The 16524-nt window shown below is 70.7% G+C and carries 15 protein-coding genes and 1 tRNA gene; 4 read left to right on the top strand and 12 right to left on the bottom strand.

What is annotated here, in order from left to right; translation table 11 throughout:
* Positions 1-22: 22 nt before the first annotated feature.
* The 6 genes from pdxT to pgsA all read right to left on the bottom strand — a co-directional run bounded on the left by pdxT (position 23) and on the right by pgsA (position 5288).
* Complete coding sequence (gene pdxT, locus ABZZ74_RS13970; RefSeq protein ID WP_208781058.1) at positions 23-631, bottom strand: pyridoxal 5'-phosphate synthase glutaminase subunit PdxT; 609 nt, start codon at positions 629-631, stop codon at positions 23-25.
* Between the two features lie 8 nt (positions 632-639).
* Positions 640-1551, bottom strand: coding sequence for a pyridoxal 5'-phosphate synthase lyase subunit PdxS (gene pdxS / locus ABZZ74_RS13965; protein ID WP_208781057.1), 912 nt, complete (start codon positions 1549-1551; stop codon positions 640-642).
* A 114-nt stretch (positions 1552-1665) separates the two neighbouring features.
* A complete protein-coding gene (locus ABZZ74_RS13960) occupies positions 1666-2208 on the bottom strand; it encodes a hypothetical protein (RefSeq protein ID WP_356764429.1) in 543 nt (180 codons plus the stop codon).
* Between the two features lie 259 nt (positions 2209-2467).
* Entirely contained in the window at positions 2468-3637 is a 1170-nt protein-coding gene (locus ABZZ74_RS13955; protein WP_356764427.1) for a glycosyltransferase family 4 protein, read from the bottom strand.
* On the bottom strand, positions 3634-4623 hold the full coding sequence (locus ABZZ74_RS13950; RefSeq protein WP_356764425.1) for a phosphatidylinositol mannoside acyltransferase: 990 nt from the start codon (positions 4621-4623) through the stop codon (positions 3634-3636). The genes ABZZ74_RS13955 and ABZZ74_RS13950 overlap by 4 nt, the downstream gene beginning before the upstream one ends.
* Positions 4620-5288 (bottom strand): phosphatidylinositol phosphate synthase, encoded by a 669-nt coding sequence (pgsA, locus tag ABZZ74_RS13945; protein ID WP_356764423.1) that lies wholly within the window; start codon positions 5286-5288, stop codon positions 4620-4622. The genes ABZZ74_RS13950 and pgsA overlap by 4 nt, the downstream gene beginning before the upstream one ends.
* Before the next feature lie 277 nt (positions 5289-5565).
* On the opposite strand from pgsA, the gene ABZZ74_RS13940 reads away from it, so the two are divergent.
* Entirely contained in the window at positions 5566-7764 is a 2199-nt protein-coding gene (locus ABZZ74_RS13940) for an elongation factor G-like protein EF-G2 (RefSeq protein WP_356764421.1), read from the top strand.
* Between the two features lie 293 nt (positions 7765-8057).
* Entirely contained in the window at positions 8058-9767 is a 1710-nt protein-coding gene (locus ABZZ74_RS13935; RefSeq protein ID WP_356764419.1) for a hypothetical protein, read from the top strand.
* Between the two features lie 15 nt (positions 9768-9782).
* Here the strand turns inward: ABZZ74_RS13935 and ABZZ74_RS13930 are convergent, their stop codons facing one another.
* Positions 9783-10340 carry an HIT domain-containing protein gene (locus ABZZ74_RS13930; RefSeq protein WP_356764417.1) on the bottom strand — a complete coding sequence of 186 codons (558 nt, stop codon included), beginning with the start codon at positions 10338-10340 and terminating at the stop codon, positions 9783-9785.
* A gap of 67 nt (positions 10341-10407) precedes the next feature.
* Here ABZZ74_RS13930 and ABZZ74_RS13925 point away from each other — a divergent pair, with 67 nt between their 5' ends.
* Positions 10408-11064 (top strand): potassium channel family protein, encoded by a 657-nt coding sequence (locus tag ABZZ74_RS13925; RefSeq protein WP_356764415.1) that lies wholly within the window; start codon positions 10408-10410, stop codon positions 11062-11064.
* A gap of 28 nt (positions 11065-11092) precedes the next feature.
* Here ABZZ74_RS13925 and thrS read toward each other — a convergent pair whose 3' ends face one another.
* The 3 genes from thrS to ABZZ74_RS13910 all read right to left on the bottom strand — a co-directional run bounded on the left by thrS (position 11093) and on the right by ABZZ74_RS13910 (position 14977).
* Positions 11093-13069 (bottom strand): threonine--tRNA ligase, encoded by a 1977-nt coding sequence (gene thrS, locus ABZZ74_RS13920; RefSeq protein ID WP_356764413.1) that lies wholly within the window; start codon positions 13067-13069, stop codon positions 11093-11095.
* Positions 13070-13178: 109 nt separating this feature from the next.
* On the bottom strand, positions 13179-14414 hold the full coding sequence (locus ABZZ74_RS13915) for a hypothetical protein (RefSeq protein WP_356764411.1): 1236 nt from the start codon (positions 14412-14414) through the stop codon (positions 13179-13181).
* Positions 14411-14977: a DUF4365 domain-containing protein gene (locus tag ABZZ74_RS13910; RefSeq protein WP_133044905.1), complete on the bottom strand. Its 567-nt coding sequence runs from the start codon at positions 14975-14977 to the stop codon at positions 14411-14413. Before ABZZ74_RS13910 ends, ABZZ74_RS13915 begins: the two co-directional genes overlap by 4 nt.
* 169 nt (positions 14978-15146) lie before the next feature.
* Here ABZZ74_RS13910 and ABZZ74_RS13905 point away from each other — a divergent pair, with 169 nt between their 5' ends.
* Positions 15147-15872, top strand: coding sequence for a 3'-5' exonuclease (locus tag ABZZ74_RS13905; RefSeq protein WP_356764409.1), 726 nt, complete (start codon positions 15147-15149; stop codon positions 15870-15872).
* Positions 15873-15924: 52 nt separating this feature from the next.
* On the opposite strand, the gene ABZZ74_RS13900 is transcribed toward ABZZ74_RS13905, so the two are convergent.
* Together ABZZ74_RS13900 and ABZZ74_RS13895 are read right to left on the bottom strand one after the other, a co-directional pair.
* Positions 15925-15996: transfer RNA gene (locus tag ABZZ74_RS13900), tRNA-Val, on the bottom strand.
* A gap of 39 nt (positions 15997-16035) precedes the next feature.
* Positions 16036-16482, bottom strand: a complete 447-nt coding sequence (locus tag ABZZ74_RS13895) for an SRPBCC family protein (protein ID WP_356764407.1) — start codon at positions 16480-16482, stop codon at positions 16036-16038.
* Positions 16483-16524 lie beyond the last annotated feature (42 nt).

Raw genomic sequence — 16524 nt, 5'->3', positions numbered from 1 at the left:
GCAACGAACGCCAGGAATCCTACTAGGACTCCGTCGCCCGGTTCGCGTGCACCATGTCGACGAACAGGCGGTGCACCCGGTGGTCGCCGGTCAGTTCCGGGTGGAACGACGTGGCGAGCGCGTTGCCCTGGCGGACGGCGACGATGTGGCCGTCGTGCTCGGCGAGCACCTCGGTCTCGGCGCCGACGGACTCCACCCAGGGGGCGCGGATGAACACGCCCTCTACAGGATCGCCCTCGACGCCCCGGACGTCGACCGCCGCCTCGAAGGACTCGTTCTGCCGTCCGAAGGCGTTGCGGCGCACGATCATGTCGATGCCGCCGACGGTCTCCTGGCCCGAGCGCGGGTCGAGGATCTTGTCGGCGAGCATGATCATGCCCGCGCAGGTGCCGTAGACGGGCATTCCGGCACGCACGCGCGCGCGGAGGGGCTCCATCACGCCGAAGAGGACGGCCAGCTTGGAGATGGTGGTGGACTCGCCGCCCGGGATGACGAGGCCGTCCACCTCGGCGAGTTCCTCGGGGCGCCTGACCGGCCTGGCCACGGCGTCGGCCGCGGCCAGGGCGACGAGGTGCTCCCGTACGTCGCCCTGGAGGGCCAGGACGCCTATGACAGGGGCTTCAGTGCTCATGGGGGTGCTTACCAGCCGCGGTTGGCGTAGCGCTCGGTCTCGGGGAGGGTGTCGCAGTTGATGCCGACCATGGCCTCGCCGAGGTTGCGGGACGCGTCCGCGATGATCTTCGGGTCGTCGTAGAAGGTGGTCGCCTTGACGATGGCGGCGGCGCGCTTGGCCGGGTCCCCGGACTTGAAGATGCCGGAGCCGACGAAGACGCCCTCGGCACCGAGCTGGCGCATCAGCGCGGCGTCGGCGGGGGTGGCCACGCCACCGGCGGAGAACAGCACCACCGGGAGCTTGCCGAGCTCGGCGACCTCCTTGACCAGCTCGTAGGGGGCGCGCAGCTCCTTGGCGGCGGCGTACAGCTCGTTGTTGTCGCAGCCGCGCAGCTTGGCGATCTCGCCCTTGATCTGGCGCAGGTGGCGCACGGCCTCGACGACGTTGCCGGTGCCGGCCTCACCCTTGGAACGGATCATGGCCGCGCCCTCGGCGATACGGCGCAGGGCCTCGCCCAGGTTGGTGGCACCGCAGACGAAGGGGGTCGTGAAGGCCCACTTGTCGGAGTGGTTGACCTCGTCGGCCGGGGTGAGGACCTCGGACTCGTCGATGTAGTCGACGCCGAGGGACTGCAGGACCTGGGCCTCGACGAAGTGGCCGATGCGGGACTTGGCCATGACCGGGATGGAGACGGCCTCGATGATGCCCTCGATCATGTCCGGGTCGGACATACGGGCCACGCCGCCGTCCTTGCGGATGTCGGCCGGGACCCGCTCAAGGGCCATGACGGCGACGGCGCCCGCGTCCTCGGCGATCTTCGCCTGCTCCGGGGTGACGACGTCCATGATCACGCCGCCCTTGAGCTGCTCGGCCATGCCGCGCTTCACGCGCGCGGTGCCGGTCTCGGGGGCCTGGTTTTCGGAGAGCGAGCTGGACACGGATGACCTCACTGAAGTGAAAGAGGGTTGCTGCAATCATCGAGGAAAAGGGATTGGGCCAGTCCACAGCAAGGGCCAATGGGAAGCCGGTGGATCCTTTTGTGCCGGAAGCGGCTATGCGGCCCGGTCGGCGAGGGCCGGCGGCGGTTCGTCGTCCATCTCGAAGGCCATCGGGAAGGGGGCGTGACCGGCCAGCCGGAACCAGCGCACCTTGCGGTGCTCGCGCAGTCTGCGGGCCGCGCCGACCGCGTCGTTGTGGAAGCGCCGGGCCATCGGGACCCGGCGGACGGCCTCGGTGAGTTCGTGGGTGGCCGCGTCGCCGCCGGGGGCCCCGCGGACCGCGTCGACCTGGGCCGGCTCGCCGAAAACCGCCCGCAGCGCCTGGCTGAGCTCGCTCTCGGCGACCTCCCGCTGCTCCTCCTCGGCCTGCCGGGCCGCGTGCGCGGCCTCGTACAGGACGATGGAGGCGGCGGGGTCCAGCACGCCGGAGGTGGCCAGCTCCTGGGCCACGGACGCCCTGCGCAGCAGCTGCGCGTCGAGGGCGGCCCGGGCGGCGTCGATCCGGGAGTGCAGCCGGTCCAGACGGCCGGCCGTCCAGCTCAGGTACAGCCCGATCGCGAACAGGACGGCAAGAATCCAGATCAGGGTTACGGTCACGGCCGCACACGTTACCGCCGACCGCACCCGCGCCCGACGGCCGCCTCACGACAACGCCGCCCCCGTCAGGAACGCCCGACGCGCCCCTGGTCTGCCACGGCCCGGCCCCTTGGCTTGCCGCTACCGGGCAGAAGGGGCTCGATCTTCTGCCACTGCGCATCCGTCAGTTCGTGTCGCCGCACGATGCAAGGCTGCTGCCCGGCCGACCACGAGATCCACCCGGCCAACCAAGAGCCATCAGAAGCGGCCTAGTCCTGGCCTAGTCCCGCGCCAGCCCGAACCGTGCCCGCAGTCCCGGCCCCCGGTCGTCCTCCGCCGCCGCCACCGCCGCCGCGCCCGCCGTCACCGTCTCGTAGACCGAGAGGATGTCCGCGCCGACCGTCGACCAGTCGAAGCGGCGTACGTGGACGCTGCCGCGTACGCGCAGTTCGGCGAGGCGGTCCGGGTCCCCCAGGAGCCGTACCGCCGCCTCCGCCAGGGCCTCGGGGTCCTCGTTGGTGAAGAGTTCGCCCGCCGCGCCCTGGTCGAGCACCTGAGCGAAGGCGTCCAGGTCGGCGGCGAGGACGGGGGCGCCCGCCGACATCGCCTCGACCAGGATGATCCCGAAGCTCTCGCCGCCGGTGTTGGGGGCGACGTACAGGTCGATGCTGCGCAGGAAACGCGCCTTGTCCTCGTCGCTGATCATGCCGAGGAACTCCACCTGCGAGCGGAACTCGGCGGGCAGCAGTTCCAGCGCCTCCTCCTCGTCCCCGCGCCCGGCGACCAGCAGCCGCGTCTGCGGGCGGGCCGCGAGGATGCCCGGGAACGCCTTCATCAGCACCGGCAGGCCCTTGCGCGGCTCGTCGATGCGCCCGATGAAGCCGATCGTGTCGCCCTGCCACTCGGGCTTGGGTGCGGCCTTGGCGAAGAAGTCGACGTCGACGCCGTTGGGGATGACCACGGCGTCGCCGCCGAGGTGCTCGACGAGGGTGCGGCGGGCGTACTCGCTGACGGCGATCCGCGCGCTGATCTTCTCCAGGGCCGCCTGGAGGATCGCGTACGCGGCGATCATCGCCTTGGAGCGCGGGTTGGAGGTGTGGAAGGTGGCGACCATCGGCCCCTGCGCCGCCCAGCAGGTCAGCAGCCCGAGCGAGGGTGAGGTCGGCTCGTGGATGTGGACCACGTCGAACGCGCCGTCGTGCAGCCAGCGCCGCACCCGCGCAGCGCTGAGGAAGCCGAAGTTCAGCCGGGCGACCGAGCCGTTGTACGGCACCGGGACCGCGCGGCCGGCCGAGACGACGTACCGCGGCAGGGGCGTGTCGTCGTCGGCCGGGGCCAGGACGGAGACCTCGTGGCCCAGGCGGATGAAGTACTCGGCGAGGTCGCGGATGTGGAACTGGACGCCACCCGGTACGTCCCAGGAGTACGGGCAGACGATGCCGATCCTCACGACGTGCCCTTCTCGGGAGCCGGGGCCTTCTTCGCGGAATCCTCCGCGGGATCCCCAGCGGGGTTCTGCACAGAATTCTTCGCGGGATTCTTCGTGGGGTCGAGGTCCTTGAGCCACAAGCGCTGCAGCATGTGCCAGTCCTCCGGATGGTCGGCGATCCCCGTGGCGAAGGCGTCGGCCAGCGCCTGTGCCATGACAGACGTCTTTTCGGCCCGGCTGCCTGACTCGGGGACCTCGATCGGGGGATGGACCCGGCCCTGCATGACGGGTGAGTCGTCGTACCAGAGCGTGACCGGCAGGAGCAGCGCGCCGGTCTGCTGGGCGAGCAGCGCGGGTCCGGCCGGGATCCGGGTGGCCTCACCGAAGAACTGGACCTCGACGCCGGAGGAGGACAGGTCGCGCTCGGCGACCAGGCAGACCAGACCGCCGTCGCGCAGCCGCCGGGCCAGGGTGCCGAAGGCGGTGCCGCCACTGTGCGGGAGGACCTCCATGCCGAGGCCCTCGCGGTAGGCGACGAAGCGGTCGTACAGCGTCTCGGGCTTGAGGCGCTCGGCGACCGTGGTGAACGGCGTCTGCAGCTTGGTGGTGACCCAGGCGCCGGCGAGGTCCCAGTTGGCCATGTGGGGCAGCGCGAGGACGACGCCCCGGCCGGCGGCGAGACCGTCGGTCAGATGGTGCAGGCCCTTGGGGTCGAAGCCGCCCTTGATGCGCTCCTTGCTCCACGCGGGCAGCCGGAAGGACTCCATCCAGTAGCGCAGGTACGAGCGCATGCCCGCGCGGGAGAGCTCGGCGAGACGTTCGGGGCTCGCGTCGGGCACCACGCGCGCGTAGTTGCTCTCCAGCCGCAGCACGCCCTTGCCCCGCCGTTTCCAGGCGAGGTCCGCGATCGTGCGGCCCAGGCGTACGGCGACCGGCTCGGGAAGGTTCTTGACCGTGCTCCAGCCGAGCCCGTAGAGGCCGTCCGTGAGGCGGTCCCGGGCACTCACTTGGCCGCCCCGCTCTCCTGCTCCGCCGTGGCCTGCGCCTCGGCCTCCGCCGACTCACGGCGGACGGTGACCACGCGCTGGACCAGGGTGACCAGACTGCCGACGGCGACGATCCACAGGGCCACGGGCAGCAGGTACTGGATGCCCGGCACACCGAACTTGTGCAGACCCGCGAGACCGGCCGCGACCAGCGAGATCACCAGGCGCTCGGCGCGCTCGACGAGACCGTTGACGGCGACCGGCAGGCCGATCGACTCGCCGCGCGCCTTGGTGTACGACACCACCTGGCCGCTGGCCAGGCAGAAGATGGAGACCGCGCACAGCACGTTGTCGTCGCCGCTGCCCGCGTACCACAGGGCGAAGCCGCCGAAGATCGCGCCATCGGCGACGCGGTCGAGGGTGGAGTCCAGGAACGCGCCCCAGCGGCTGGAACGGCCCAGCTGGCGGGCCATGTTGCCGTCGACGAGGTCGGAGAACACGAAGAGCGTGATCACGACCGTGCCCCAGAAGAACTCGCCCATGGGGTAGAAGACCAGCGCACCCGCGACCACGCCGGCGGTGCCGAGGAGCGTGACGGCGTCGGGGCTGACGCCCCGCCGGATGAGAAACGCGGCGAACGGTGTGAGGACACGCGTGAAGAATGCACGCGCGTACTTGTTCAGCATGGCCTTCCCGACGGTCGGTGTGGCCGGCTCGGCCCCTGCTGGCCACCGGCGCGCCCATCGTAGCCACGCGCGCGTGTGTGCGACGGCCGGGCACCCGGACCCCCTTGCGTCATGGGCCGAAGGCATACGGGTCACGGCGCGATCACGTCCTTCGTATGGACGCACCGTGACGGGAGTGGAAAGCTCGAAGGACCGCGGGCGTCATCGGAGCCGCCACCGCACGCGGCCCGGCATGCCCGCGCCCACAATGACCTCACCGTGCACGGGAGGCAAGGCCATGGGCGACAAGGCGAACGCACACCCTGGGGCCGCCGGCAGGGCTACGGCGGCCGACCATCCCGCGTCCGTACGGAATGTGGTGCTGGTCGGCCACTCCGGATCGGGCAAGACGACATTGGTGGAGGCCCTCGCGCTGACCGCGGGGGCAGTGAACCGGGCGGGCCGTGTGGAGGACGGCGGCACCGTCTCGGACTACGACGAGATCGAGCACCGGCAGAACCGTTCGGTGCAGCTCTCCCTGGTGCCGGTCGGATGGGACGGCATCAAGGTCAATCTTCTCGACACCCCCGGATACGCCGACTTCGTCGGTGAACTCAGGGCCGGTCTGCGTGCTGCGGACGCGGCCCTTTTCGTGGTCTCCGCCTCCGACGGCGTGGACGGTTCCACGCGCATGGTGTGGGAGGAGTGCGCGGCCGTCGGGATGCCCCGGGCGATCGTGGTCACGCACCTGGAGGCGGCCCGGGCGGACTTCGAGGAGATGACGCGGGTCTGCGCGGAGGCCTTCGGCGGGGACGACCCCGACGCCGTGCTGCCGCTGTACACCCCGCTGCACGGCCCGCAGGGGCCCGACGGGCACGCGCCCGTGACGGGGCTGGTCGGACTGTTGTCGCAGAAGCTGTTCGACTACTCCACCGGCGAGCGCAAGGAGTCGGAACCGGGCGAGGACCAGCTGCCGGAGATCGAGGAGGCACGCAACCGGCTGATCGAGGGGATCATCTCGGAGAGCGAGGACGAGACCCTCATGGACCGCTATCTGGGCGGCGAGCAGATCGACTTCAAGACGCTCGTCGAGGACCTGGAGCGGGCCGTCGCGCGCGGGGTCTTCTTCCCCGTCCTGGCCGCCGCCCCCGCGGCCGAGGGCGCCAAGCAGGGGCTCGGCACGGTCGAGCTGCTGGAACTGATCACGGGCGGCTTCCCGACGCCGTTCGAGCACCCCACGCCGGGGGTGACCACCATCGACGGCAAGCCGCGGGAGATCAAGGCCTGCGACACACAGGGTCCGCTGGTCGCCGAGGTCGTCAAGACCGCGTCCGACCCCTATGTCGGCCGGGTCTCGCTGGTCCGCGTCTTCTCCGGCACCCTGCGCCCCGACGAGACGGTGCACGTCTCCGGGCACGGGCTGGCCGACCGCGGGCACGAGGACCACGACGTCGACGAGCGCGTCGGCGCGCTGTCCACGCCCTTCGGCAAGCAACAGCGGCCGGTGACGCACGCCATCGCCGGCGACCTGGTGTGCGTGGCGAAACTGAACCGTGCGGAGACCGGGGACACGCTCTCGGCCAAGGACGACCCGCTGCTGATGGAGCCGTGGGAGATGCCCGATCCGCTGCTGCCGCTCGCCATCCAGGCGCACAGCAAGGCGGACGAGGACAAGCTCTCGCAGGGCCTCGCCCGGCTGGTCGCCGAGGACCCGACGATGCGGCTCGAACAGAACCAGGACACCCACCAGGTGGTGCTGTGGTGCCTGGGCGAGGCGCACGCGGACGTGGCTCTGGAGCGGCTGCGCAGCCGCTACGGCGTCCAGGTCGACGTCGTACCGCACCGGGTGTCCCTGCGGGAGACCTTCGCCGGCAAGTCGGCGGGACGCGGGCGGCATGTGAAGCAGTCCGGTGGTCACGGGCAGTACGCCATCTGCGAGATCGAGGTGGAGCCGCTGCCGAACGGCTCGGGCGTCGAGTTCGTGGACAAGGTGGTCGGCGGGGCGGTGCCCCGGCAGTTCATCCCGTCGGTCGAGAAAGGGGTGCGGGCCCAGGCCACCAAGGGGGTCGCGGCGGGGTATCCGCTGATCGACGTCCGGGTGACGCTGCTCGACGGCAAGGCGCACTCCGTGGACTCCTCGGACGCGGCCTTCCAGACGGCCGGCGCGCTCGCTCTGCGGGAGGCGGCGGCCGACGCGAAGATCCACCTCCTGGAGCCGGTCGCGGAGGTGACGGTCCTGGTCGGCGACGACTACGTGGGCGCCGTCATGAGCGACCTGTCCGGGCGGCGGGGCAGGGTGCTGGGCACGGAGCAGACCAGCGGCGGACGCACACTCGTCCGGGCCGAGGTGCCCGAGATCGAGATCGGGCGGTACTCCGTCGACCTGCGCTCCCTCTCGCACGGCACCGCGCGCTTCAACCGCTCCTACGCACGGCACGAACCGATGCCCCCACAGATCGCGGAAAGGATTCGTGAAGAGACCCGCGACGCGTCGTAGTTGACGCGGGCCGAGCCCAAGTCCCGTAAGGCGGCGCACAAGTGGCGTACGACGGCACACGGACGGCTTGCGGCAGCGCACAACCGGCTCTCGCGGAACGCTCCCCTCCGGTGTCGGCGGACGGCTTCGGCCGTCCGCCGACGAATGTCGGTGCCTGCGGATACGCTGGTGACAAGCTGATCAAGTGGTCGCGGGATCAGGCGATCACCGTGATGACCTGATCAACAGGTGTGCGGGGCAAGGAAGTCGGGAAGAGCCGCAGAAGCGACGTCGAGCGGCGATGGGGGGCGGGAATGAGCGATGTGGGCGGCTGGGGAGACATGTTCGGGCCGCAGGTACCGCGCACGGGCTCGGACCAGAAGGCGACCTTCGCGCTGGCCTCGGCGGCGTACCGGGACGACGAGGTCATCAAGATCCTCGAGACGAACAACGAGTGGCACGAGTCGACCGTCAAGCTCCCCCGCAGGTGGGCGACGATCTTCCGGCCGAACCTCGGCGAGGCCTTCTCCCAGGCCGTGGTGTCCCGCATGCTGGGGGTCGGCCGCAAGCCGGTCGTCCAGTCCTTCGGTCTCGAGCCGCAGACCGTCGTCGAGCACTGCATGGCGGCGAACAACGTCCGCAGGCAGCGCGACCGGCAGCTGACCGGCGTGGCCCTGCTGTGCGGTGTCCTCTTCCTGCCGGGACTACTGATCTGGCTGCTGGTCTTCCAGATACGGACCGCGATCGCCCGGCGCGAGGACAAGCGGGCCGGCGCGATGGCCACGACCCTGCTGGTGGCCGTGGGCGCGCTCGCCGTGCTCTTCCTGATCCGTATGCCGTTCACCGGCTTCTGGGCCTGGTACGCCCGGCTGGCGATCATCGCCCCGGTCGTCGGCTGGTTCCTGGCCAAGCAGATCTGCGAGCGCACGGCCAAGGAACTGCGCGCCCACTGGGACAGCCTGCTGTCCGGCAGCACGGTCGGCGCCAAGGTCCCCGAGTCGGTGCCCAGCAGCCCCGGCGACACCCGTGCCGAGCGACTGCGGCAGGCCTTCGGGGAGCTGCGGGACGAGCAGCGGTCCAATGTGGTCTTCTACGCCGGCCCCAAGGGCATCCTCGGCATGGGCACCCGCTGGGGCCACTGGCACCTCGCCGAGGACCTGGTGCCCAATCCCGTGGAGGACGCCCCGAAGGTCGGCTCGCTCAGCGCGGACCTGTCCAAGCACCTGGTGCCCGAACCGGAGATCAACCGGTTCCAGAGCTTCGACGTGGTGACCGCCATCCAGCGCGGCCTCGAGCGGCTCGACACGGGCCCGCTGACCACGGGCGGCTTCCCCAAGCCGAAGGTCGCCCACTGGATCGTGTCGCACATCGGCGCGGGCGCGAAGGAGGTCTCCCGCCCCAGCGGCACCACGGCGCACCAGGTGAACCTGGAGGAGATACGCAAGATCTGCAACTCCCAGCAGTACGACCAGGGTGACCGGCACTATCTGGGCGTCCAGTGGACGCTCTGGGACGGCAACCTGGTGATCACGATGATGATCACGGTGACGGTGCTGCACAAGACGCTGCGCATCGAGCTGACGGGGCATGCACTGGGGCCTGTGCACGGGCTGTTCACGACCAAGCCGGCGGCCAAGGAGAAGGAGGTCGCCAAGCAGGTCAAGTTCTGGGAGACCCGGAAGGTGACGCTTCCGCTGGTCGACAGCGACGAGGTGGTCCGGCTCACCGCCCGGGCGCCGCTGACCTGGTATCCGCCGCTGCTCAACTGGCTCGGCGGCTCCCTCGTGCTGCCGGAGCCCTTCGGACTGCGTCACGCGTGGGCCGCGCAGCCCTGGGGGAACCGCTTCATGACCGACGACGTGCTGCGGACCGCCACGCCCGTGATGCGGGTGGTGCACGAGGCGACTATCGAGTTCCTCAAGGGGCACAACGTGGACACCGAGAAGTTCGACGGGCGGTCCTCCGTGCTCAGCGGGGCGGTCCAGGACCCGACGCCGAAGAAGGACGACGTCTATGACGCGTAGGCCTCGGTTCGCCGCCTAGGAGGGCCAGGCCTCCGCCAGCATCTTCCGCGTGTCGGCCAGCAGCTGCGGCAGCACCCGCGTGTGGCCCACCACCGGCATGAAGTTCGTGTCGCCGCCCCAGCGGGGGACGATGTGCTGGTGGAGGTGGGCCGCGATGCCGGCGCCGGCGACCGTGCCCTGGTTCATGCCGATGTTGAAGCCGTGGGCGCCGGAGGCCGTACGCAGAGCCGTCATCGCCTGCTTGGTGAGGGCGGCCAGCTCGCTCGTCTCCGCGTCCGTGAGGTCCGTGTAGTCGGCGACGTGGCGGTAGGGGACGACCATGAGGTGGCCGCCGTTGTAGGGGTAGAGGTTGAGCACGGCGTAGACCTGTTCGCCGCGGCGGACGACCAGACCGTCCTCGTCCGACTTGGCCGGGATCGAGCAGAAGGGGCAGCCGTCGCCGGCGCCCGGGCCGGTCGGCTTGTTCTCGCCCTGGATGTAGGCCATCCGGTGGGGCGTCCACAGACGCTGGAAGGCGTCCTGCGTCCCCACTCCCAACTGCTGCTCCGGCTCACTCGTCATGCAGTGCAGCATATGGCGTCGCCCGTTCGCGGCGTGTCGGCGGGGTTCCGGGAAAAGCCCGCCGCGTCAAGCTGGGGCCGTGGACGATGACACTCGCAAGGCCCGTTGGGAGCAAGCCACCGAGCTTCCGCTCGCGTTCGCGTCCCTGGCTTTCCTCGCCTCGTACGCGGTCCGCGTCCTGGCGCCCGGTCTGAAGGACCCCCTGCAGGATTTCGCCCTCGCGGTGCTGCTGGCCTCCTGGGTGTTGTTCGCCGTCAACTACGCGGTGGTCTGGCGGCTGAGCGGGCAGGGGCTGAGCTTCGTACGGAAGCACCCGCTGGACGCCGTGGTGGTGCTCCTGCCGCTGCTGCGCCCGCTCCGGGTCGTGAAGGTCTACGAGGCCGTGCAGCGGCGGCACGGCAAGCCGCGGCTCGCGCTGCACGCGCGCGTGATCTCGTACTCCGGGATCGCGACGGTATTGCTCGGCTTCGCCGGTGCCCTCGCCGTGTACCAGCAGGAGCGCGGGGCCCCGGGCGCGTCCATGAAGTCGTTCGGGGACGCCGTCTGGTGGACCTGCGAGACGCTGTCGACCGTGGGTTACGGCGACATCGTCCCGGTGACGCCGCTGGGCCGTGTCGTCGCGGTCGGGATGATGGCCATCGGCCTGGCCCTGCTGGGCGCGGTGACCGGCACCTTCGCCTCCTGGCTGCTGCAGGTCTTCGCCCGGGAGGACGACGAGAGGCCCCCGGGAAGCTGACTCCCGAGGGCCCCGCGGCACGGCCGGGTCAGACCTGCGCCCGCTCCTCCACGACCTTCACGATCTTCGCGATGGCCTCGTCGAACGGGATGCCGTTCTCCTGCGAGCCGTCGCGGTAGCGGAAGGACACCGAGCCGCCCGCCATGTCCTCGTCGCCCGCGATGACCATGAAGGGCACCTTCTGCTTCTGGGCGTTGCGGATCTTCTTCTGCATCCGGTCGGAGGAGGAGTCCACCTCGACCCGCAGCCCCTTCTTCTTGGCCTCGGCGGCGAACTTCTCCAGGTACTCCACGTGCGCGTCCCCGATCGGGATGCCGACCGCCTGGACCGGGGCCAGCCACGCCGGGAAGGCGCCCGCGTAGTGCTCGAGGAGCACCGCGAAGAATCGCTCGATGGAGCCGAAGAGCGCGCGGTGGATCATGACCGGGCGCTGCTTGGAGCCGTCGGGGCCCGTGTACTCCAGGTCGAAGCGCTCCGGCAGGTTGAAGTCGAGCTGGATCGTCGACATCTGCCAGGTGCGGCCGATGGCGTCCTTGGTCTGCACGGAGATCTTCGGGCCGTAGAAGGCGGCGCCGCCCGGGTCCGGGACCAGGGGCAGGCCCTGCTTCTCGGCGACCTGGCGCAGCGTCTCGGTGGCCTCCTCCCAGACCTCGTCGGAGCCGACGAACTTCTCCGGGTCCTTCGTCGACAGCTCGAGGTAGAAGTCGGTCAGGCCGTAGTCGCGCAGCAGGCCGAGGACGAAGGTGAGCGTCTTGTCGAGCTCCTCCGACATCTGCTCACGGGTGCAGTAGATGTGCGCGTCGTCCTGCGTGAAGCCGCGGGCGCGGGTGAGGCCGTGCACGACGCCCGACTTCTCGTACCGGTACACGGTCCCGAACTCGAAGAGACGCAGCGGCAGTTCGCGGTAGGAGCGGCCGCGCGCGTCGAAGATCAGGTTGTGCATCGGGCAGTTCATGGGCTTGAGGTAGTAGTCCACGCCCTCGTCGAGCTGCATGGGCGGGTACATGCCGTCGGCGTACCAGTCCAGGTGCCCGGACGTCTCGAAGAGCTTGCCCTTCGTAGCGTGCGGGGTGTAGACGAACTCGTAGCCCTCCTCCTCGTGCCGGCGGCGCGAGTAGTCCTCCATCACGCGGCGGACGATGCCGCCCTTGGGGTGGAAGACCGCCAGGCCGGAGCCGATCTGCTCCGGGATGGAGAACAGGTCGAGCTCGGAGCCCAGCTTGCGGTGGTCGCGCTTCTCGGCCTCGGCGAGGAAGTCGAGGTACGCCTTCAGCTCGTCCTTGGACGGCCAGGCGGTGCCGTAGATGCGCTGGAGCATGGGGTTCTTCTCGCTGCCGCGCCAGTAGGCGGCCGCGTTGCGCATCAGCTTGAACGCCGGGATCAGCCGGGTGGAGGGCAGGTGCGGGCCTCGGCAGAGGTCCTTCCAGCACAGCTCGCCGGTCTTGGCGTCCAGGTTGTCGTAGATCGTCAGCTCGCCGGCGCCGACCTCGACGTCCGCGCCGTCGTCGTGCGACGCCGAGCCCTTGAGGCCGATCAGCTCCAGCTTGTACGGCTCCGACGCCAGCTCCGCACGGGCCGCCTCGTCGGTCACCACACGGCGGGAGAACCTCTGCCCCCGCTTCTGGATCTCCTGCATCTTCTTCTCGATGGCCTTGAGATCCTCGGGCGTGAACGGCTTCTCCACGTCGAAGTCGTAGTAGAAGCCGTCCTTGACCGGCGGACCGATGCCCAGTTTGGCCTCGGGGAAGATCTCCTGCACGGCCTGCGCCATCACGTGCGCGGTGGAGTGGCGCAGGATGTTCAGGCCGTCCTCGGAGGAGATGTCGACACCCTCGACGGTCTCGCCGTCGCGCGGCTCGTACGCGAGGTCCTTGAGCTCGCCGCCCACGCGCGCGGCGATGATCGAGCGCTCGCCGGCGAAGAGCTCGGCGGCCGTAGTGCCCGTCGTCACCACGCGCTCTTCCCGCTCGGAATCGCGTTGGATGATCACACGGACGTCTGACACCGGTCTCTCCTGACTGAAGGTGGGTGCGGCGCCATACCAGGAGCGCGCGCAATAGGGGATCGTACCGACCCCGACCCGCCGACCGCGAAACGGTCACCGACAGCAGCGCTCAGTCACAGTCGTCGCCGCTGCACGCCTCCTCGAAGAAGTCCAGGTTCTCGTGCAGGGACTTCATCAGCCGGTCCCGCTCCGCGTCGTCCACCTGCACCGGTACGACCCCGCTGGCGCCGGTCAGCCGCCGGAAGCCGCCCCGGCTCTCCAGCCTGCCGTGCACCCGGATCGGCAGTCCGACGAGGTGGGCGTGCCCGGCGATGCGGTAGTCCTCCTCGTCCAGGGTGATCCGGACGTGCGGTATCTCGGCCCCGGCGATCACCCGCAGCCGTACGCTGCCCTCGCCGCGCGGCCCCGACCTGCGCATCCGCACCACCGTGCCAGTGATCCGGACGGGCACGGACGGCTCCTCGCGCAGGAAGCGGGCGCCGGCCTCGCGCAGCACGGACAGGTCGCCCGGCGAGAACTCGACGGGCTCGACGCCCGCCACGCAGTCCTCGGGCACCCCGGCGGCGGGCGCCCACTCGACGGCGATCCGGGCGCCCTCGGTGCCGCGTACGAGGGTGATCAGCGCCTCGGTGAGCTCGCGGCTGACGCCGGCCTCCACGGCCCCGTCGAAGGCGTCCATGCCGCCGGTCGCCCGCTGGTAGTCGATGGCCTCGCGGGCGGCGTACAGGGACTGGTGGAGCCGTACGGCGAGCGGTCGCCCGGTGCCGACGGGGACGAAGGCGGTGAGCCGCCCGTCGCCGGCCGCGGGACCGACGAGGACGCTCTCCAGCTGCGCGGCGGCGGCACGGCGGTGCCGTACGCCGTAATAGCCCGCACGTGCACGTGTGGCGAGCGCGGCGGCGAGCAGCATCTGGCGGGCGGCGGAGCGCAACTGCTCCTCGACCACCCAGGGCGCGGAGTCGGCGGGGCCGGTGGGCACGTCCCGCCACCAGCGGATCTCGTCGCTGGGCACGGCGAGGCCGACGAGCACCTCGCGCGCGGAGGGCGTGCCGGAGCGGGTCAGCGCGACGAGCGCCTCGCCCAGCAGGTCGTCGCTGTCGGGGAAGGCGCGGCTCTCGGGCACGAGCAGGCTCGTGCCGCTGCCGCCGGGGCCGGGCGGGGTCCAGCGGCCGTAGCGCCCGGCCGCACCGCCACGGCGTTGCCAGCCGTGCCGTTGCAGCAGGGCGCTGAGCACGGCCGGATCCACCTGGTCGGGCTCGGGGGGCCGGTGCCAGGCCGCGGCGGCGATGTCGTCGGGGTGCGGCCTCACCGGCCGGACTGGCTCCTGAAGGGGGCGGTGCGTCATGGTCTGCCTCCCGTCCCGACCCGCGTCATGATCTCGCACAGCGCTCGGTCGTCGAAGATGCGTGAGGTCGGTATGCGGACGGTGGTCCGTGTGCGGCCGGTGATGGGATGCCCGGCGAGATTGACCCAGTAGCAGCAGTGGCGCAGGTCCAGCCGGTCGTGGCTGGCTCTGAGCCAGTCGTCCTGGGCCCGCGGGACGAGCATCACGACCAGGATCTTGTGCACCGACACCGGTGTGCGCGCGAGCTTGCGCAGATGGTCGTTGTCGAGCGTGAAGGAGAAGAAGCGGCCCGGTGGGTTGGGCGCGACCTGGTAGGTGCACTTCAGCTGCACCTTGATGGTCACCTCGTCGTCCACGGTGTGCCCGGGCGAGCCGTGACTGACGTGCCAGTCGATGCCGTTGTCCGGAAAGGGCTGCGACAGCGAGCAGCCGGCCGCCGCGGCGACGGCGTGCAGATAGCCCACCTGCAGTGTCTCCATGCAGGCGGTGGTGGCGAGTGTGCCGCGAAGGGGGCCCGTACGTTCGGGCAGCAGCCCGCCCCGTTCGGGCTGCGCTATCGCCATGACCAAACAGCCTTCCAAGCCAAGTGATTCCCCGCTGCGGGCCGCTGAACTGCAAAGACCCGTACTCCTGTTGTGTCCTTCCGGCGTAGTGCGCAAACAGCCCGGGTATCACCAAACAGGCAGAAGACGGGACGTCAGCTGCCGTGGGTGAACGAGGAGTTGTGTAGGCATGACGTGCTGGTACGAGGGGCCCCTGGCCGCCTTCGACACGGAGACCACGGGCGTTGACGTCGAGACCGACCGGATCGTGTCGGCCGCCGTCGTCGTCCAGGACGCCCCGGGCACCCGGCCCCGGGTGACCCGCTGGCTGGTCAACCCGGGTGTGCCGGTGCCACAGGCGGCGACGGCGGTGCACGGGCTGACGGACGAACACCTGCAGCGCAACGGCCGCTGGCCGGCGCCGGTGATGTACGAGATAGCGGAGGCGCTGGCCGAACAGGCGGCGATGGCCCGCCCGTTGGTCGTGATGAACGCGCCCTTCGATCTCACCCTCCTGGACCGCGAGTTGCGCCGCCATCGCGCCTCGTCGCTGGACCGCTGGTTCGAGTCCGCCCCGCTGCGGGTCCTCGATCCCCGGGTCCTGGACAAGCACCTGGACCGCTACCGCAAGGGCCGCCGCACCCTGACCGACCTGTGCGCGCACTACGGCGTCTCTCTGGAGGGCGCGCACGACGCGGGCGCGGACGCACTGGCGGCCCTGGACCTCGTACGGGCGCTGGGCCGCCGTTTCGCCACCCGGCTGGAACGGCTCTCCCCCGCCGAGCTGCACACCCTGCAGACGGGCTGGCACGCGGCGCAGGCGCGCGGGCTGCAGGCGTGGTTCGCGCGCAGCGGCACGGACGAAGTGGTGAGCACGGAATGGCCCCTGCGCCCGGAACTGCCGGCAGCGGCTTGACCCTTCGGACACGCAGAAGGCCGGTCCGCTTCTGCGGACCGGCCTTTCCCGGTGGGCGATACTGGGTTCGAACCAGTGACCTCTTCGGTGTGAACGAAGCGCTCTCCCACTGAGCTAATCGCCCGGGAACGCACTGAACCATACAGGTCTCCGCCGGTTTCCTTCAAACCGCTTCCAGGTACGCGAGCAGTCCCCGCCGCCCGGCGCGCATCATCAGCCGGTGGTTGGCGCGGAAGAAGGGGCGCCCCGGCACGGCCAGCCACCTCAGCAGCGGCTTGTCGACGTCGACGACCTGGTCGTACCGGGCGAGCGTGCCGCCGGGGCCGGCGGAGACCGTCCAGCGGGCCCAGCCGTCGAGGTCGCCGCTCATCGAGACCTCCAGCACGCCGGCCACCGGGTCGCGGCGCGTCTCGCGCGCGGTGAACCGCAGGTCGTACGGCAGCACGGATCGGACGACGACGACACCGCTGCTGTCGTCAAGCCGGGTCACCTCCCGTACCTGGGGCCACCAGCGGGGGTACTCCTCGGCCCGCTCCAGCACCTCGTAGACGGCGGCCGGCGGAAGGGGCAGCGCCCAGAGGCTGCGGAAGCGGTAGTGCGTCCAGTCCATGCGGGGAGTGTGCCCGTACCTAGCGCCTTCTCCGCGCACCCG

Origin of the sequence: Streptomyces sp. NPDC006476, from assembly GCF_040612015.1 — a bacterium.
GTDB lineage: Bacteria > Actinomycetota > Actinomycetes > Streptomycetales > Streptomycetaceae > Streptomyces > Streptomyces griseorubiginosus_B.
Note: the sequence above shows the minus strand (reverse complement) of the source record. Positions and strands in the feature narration are given on the sequence as shown.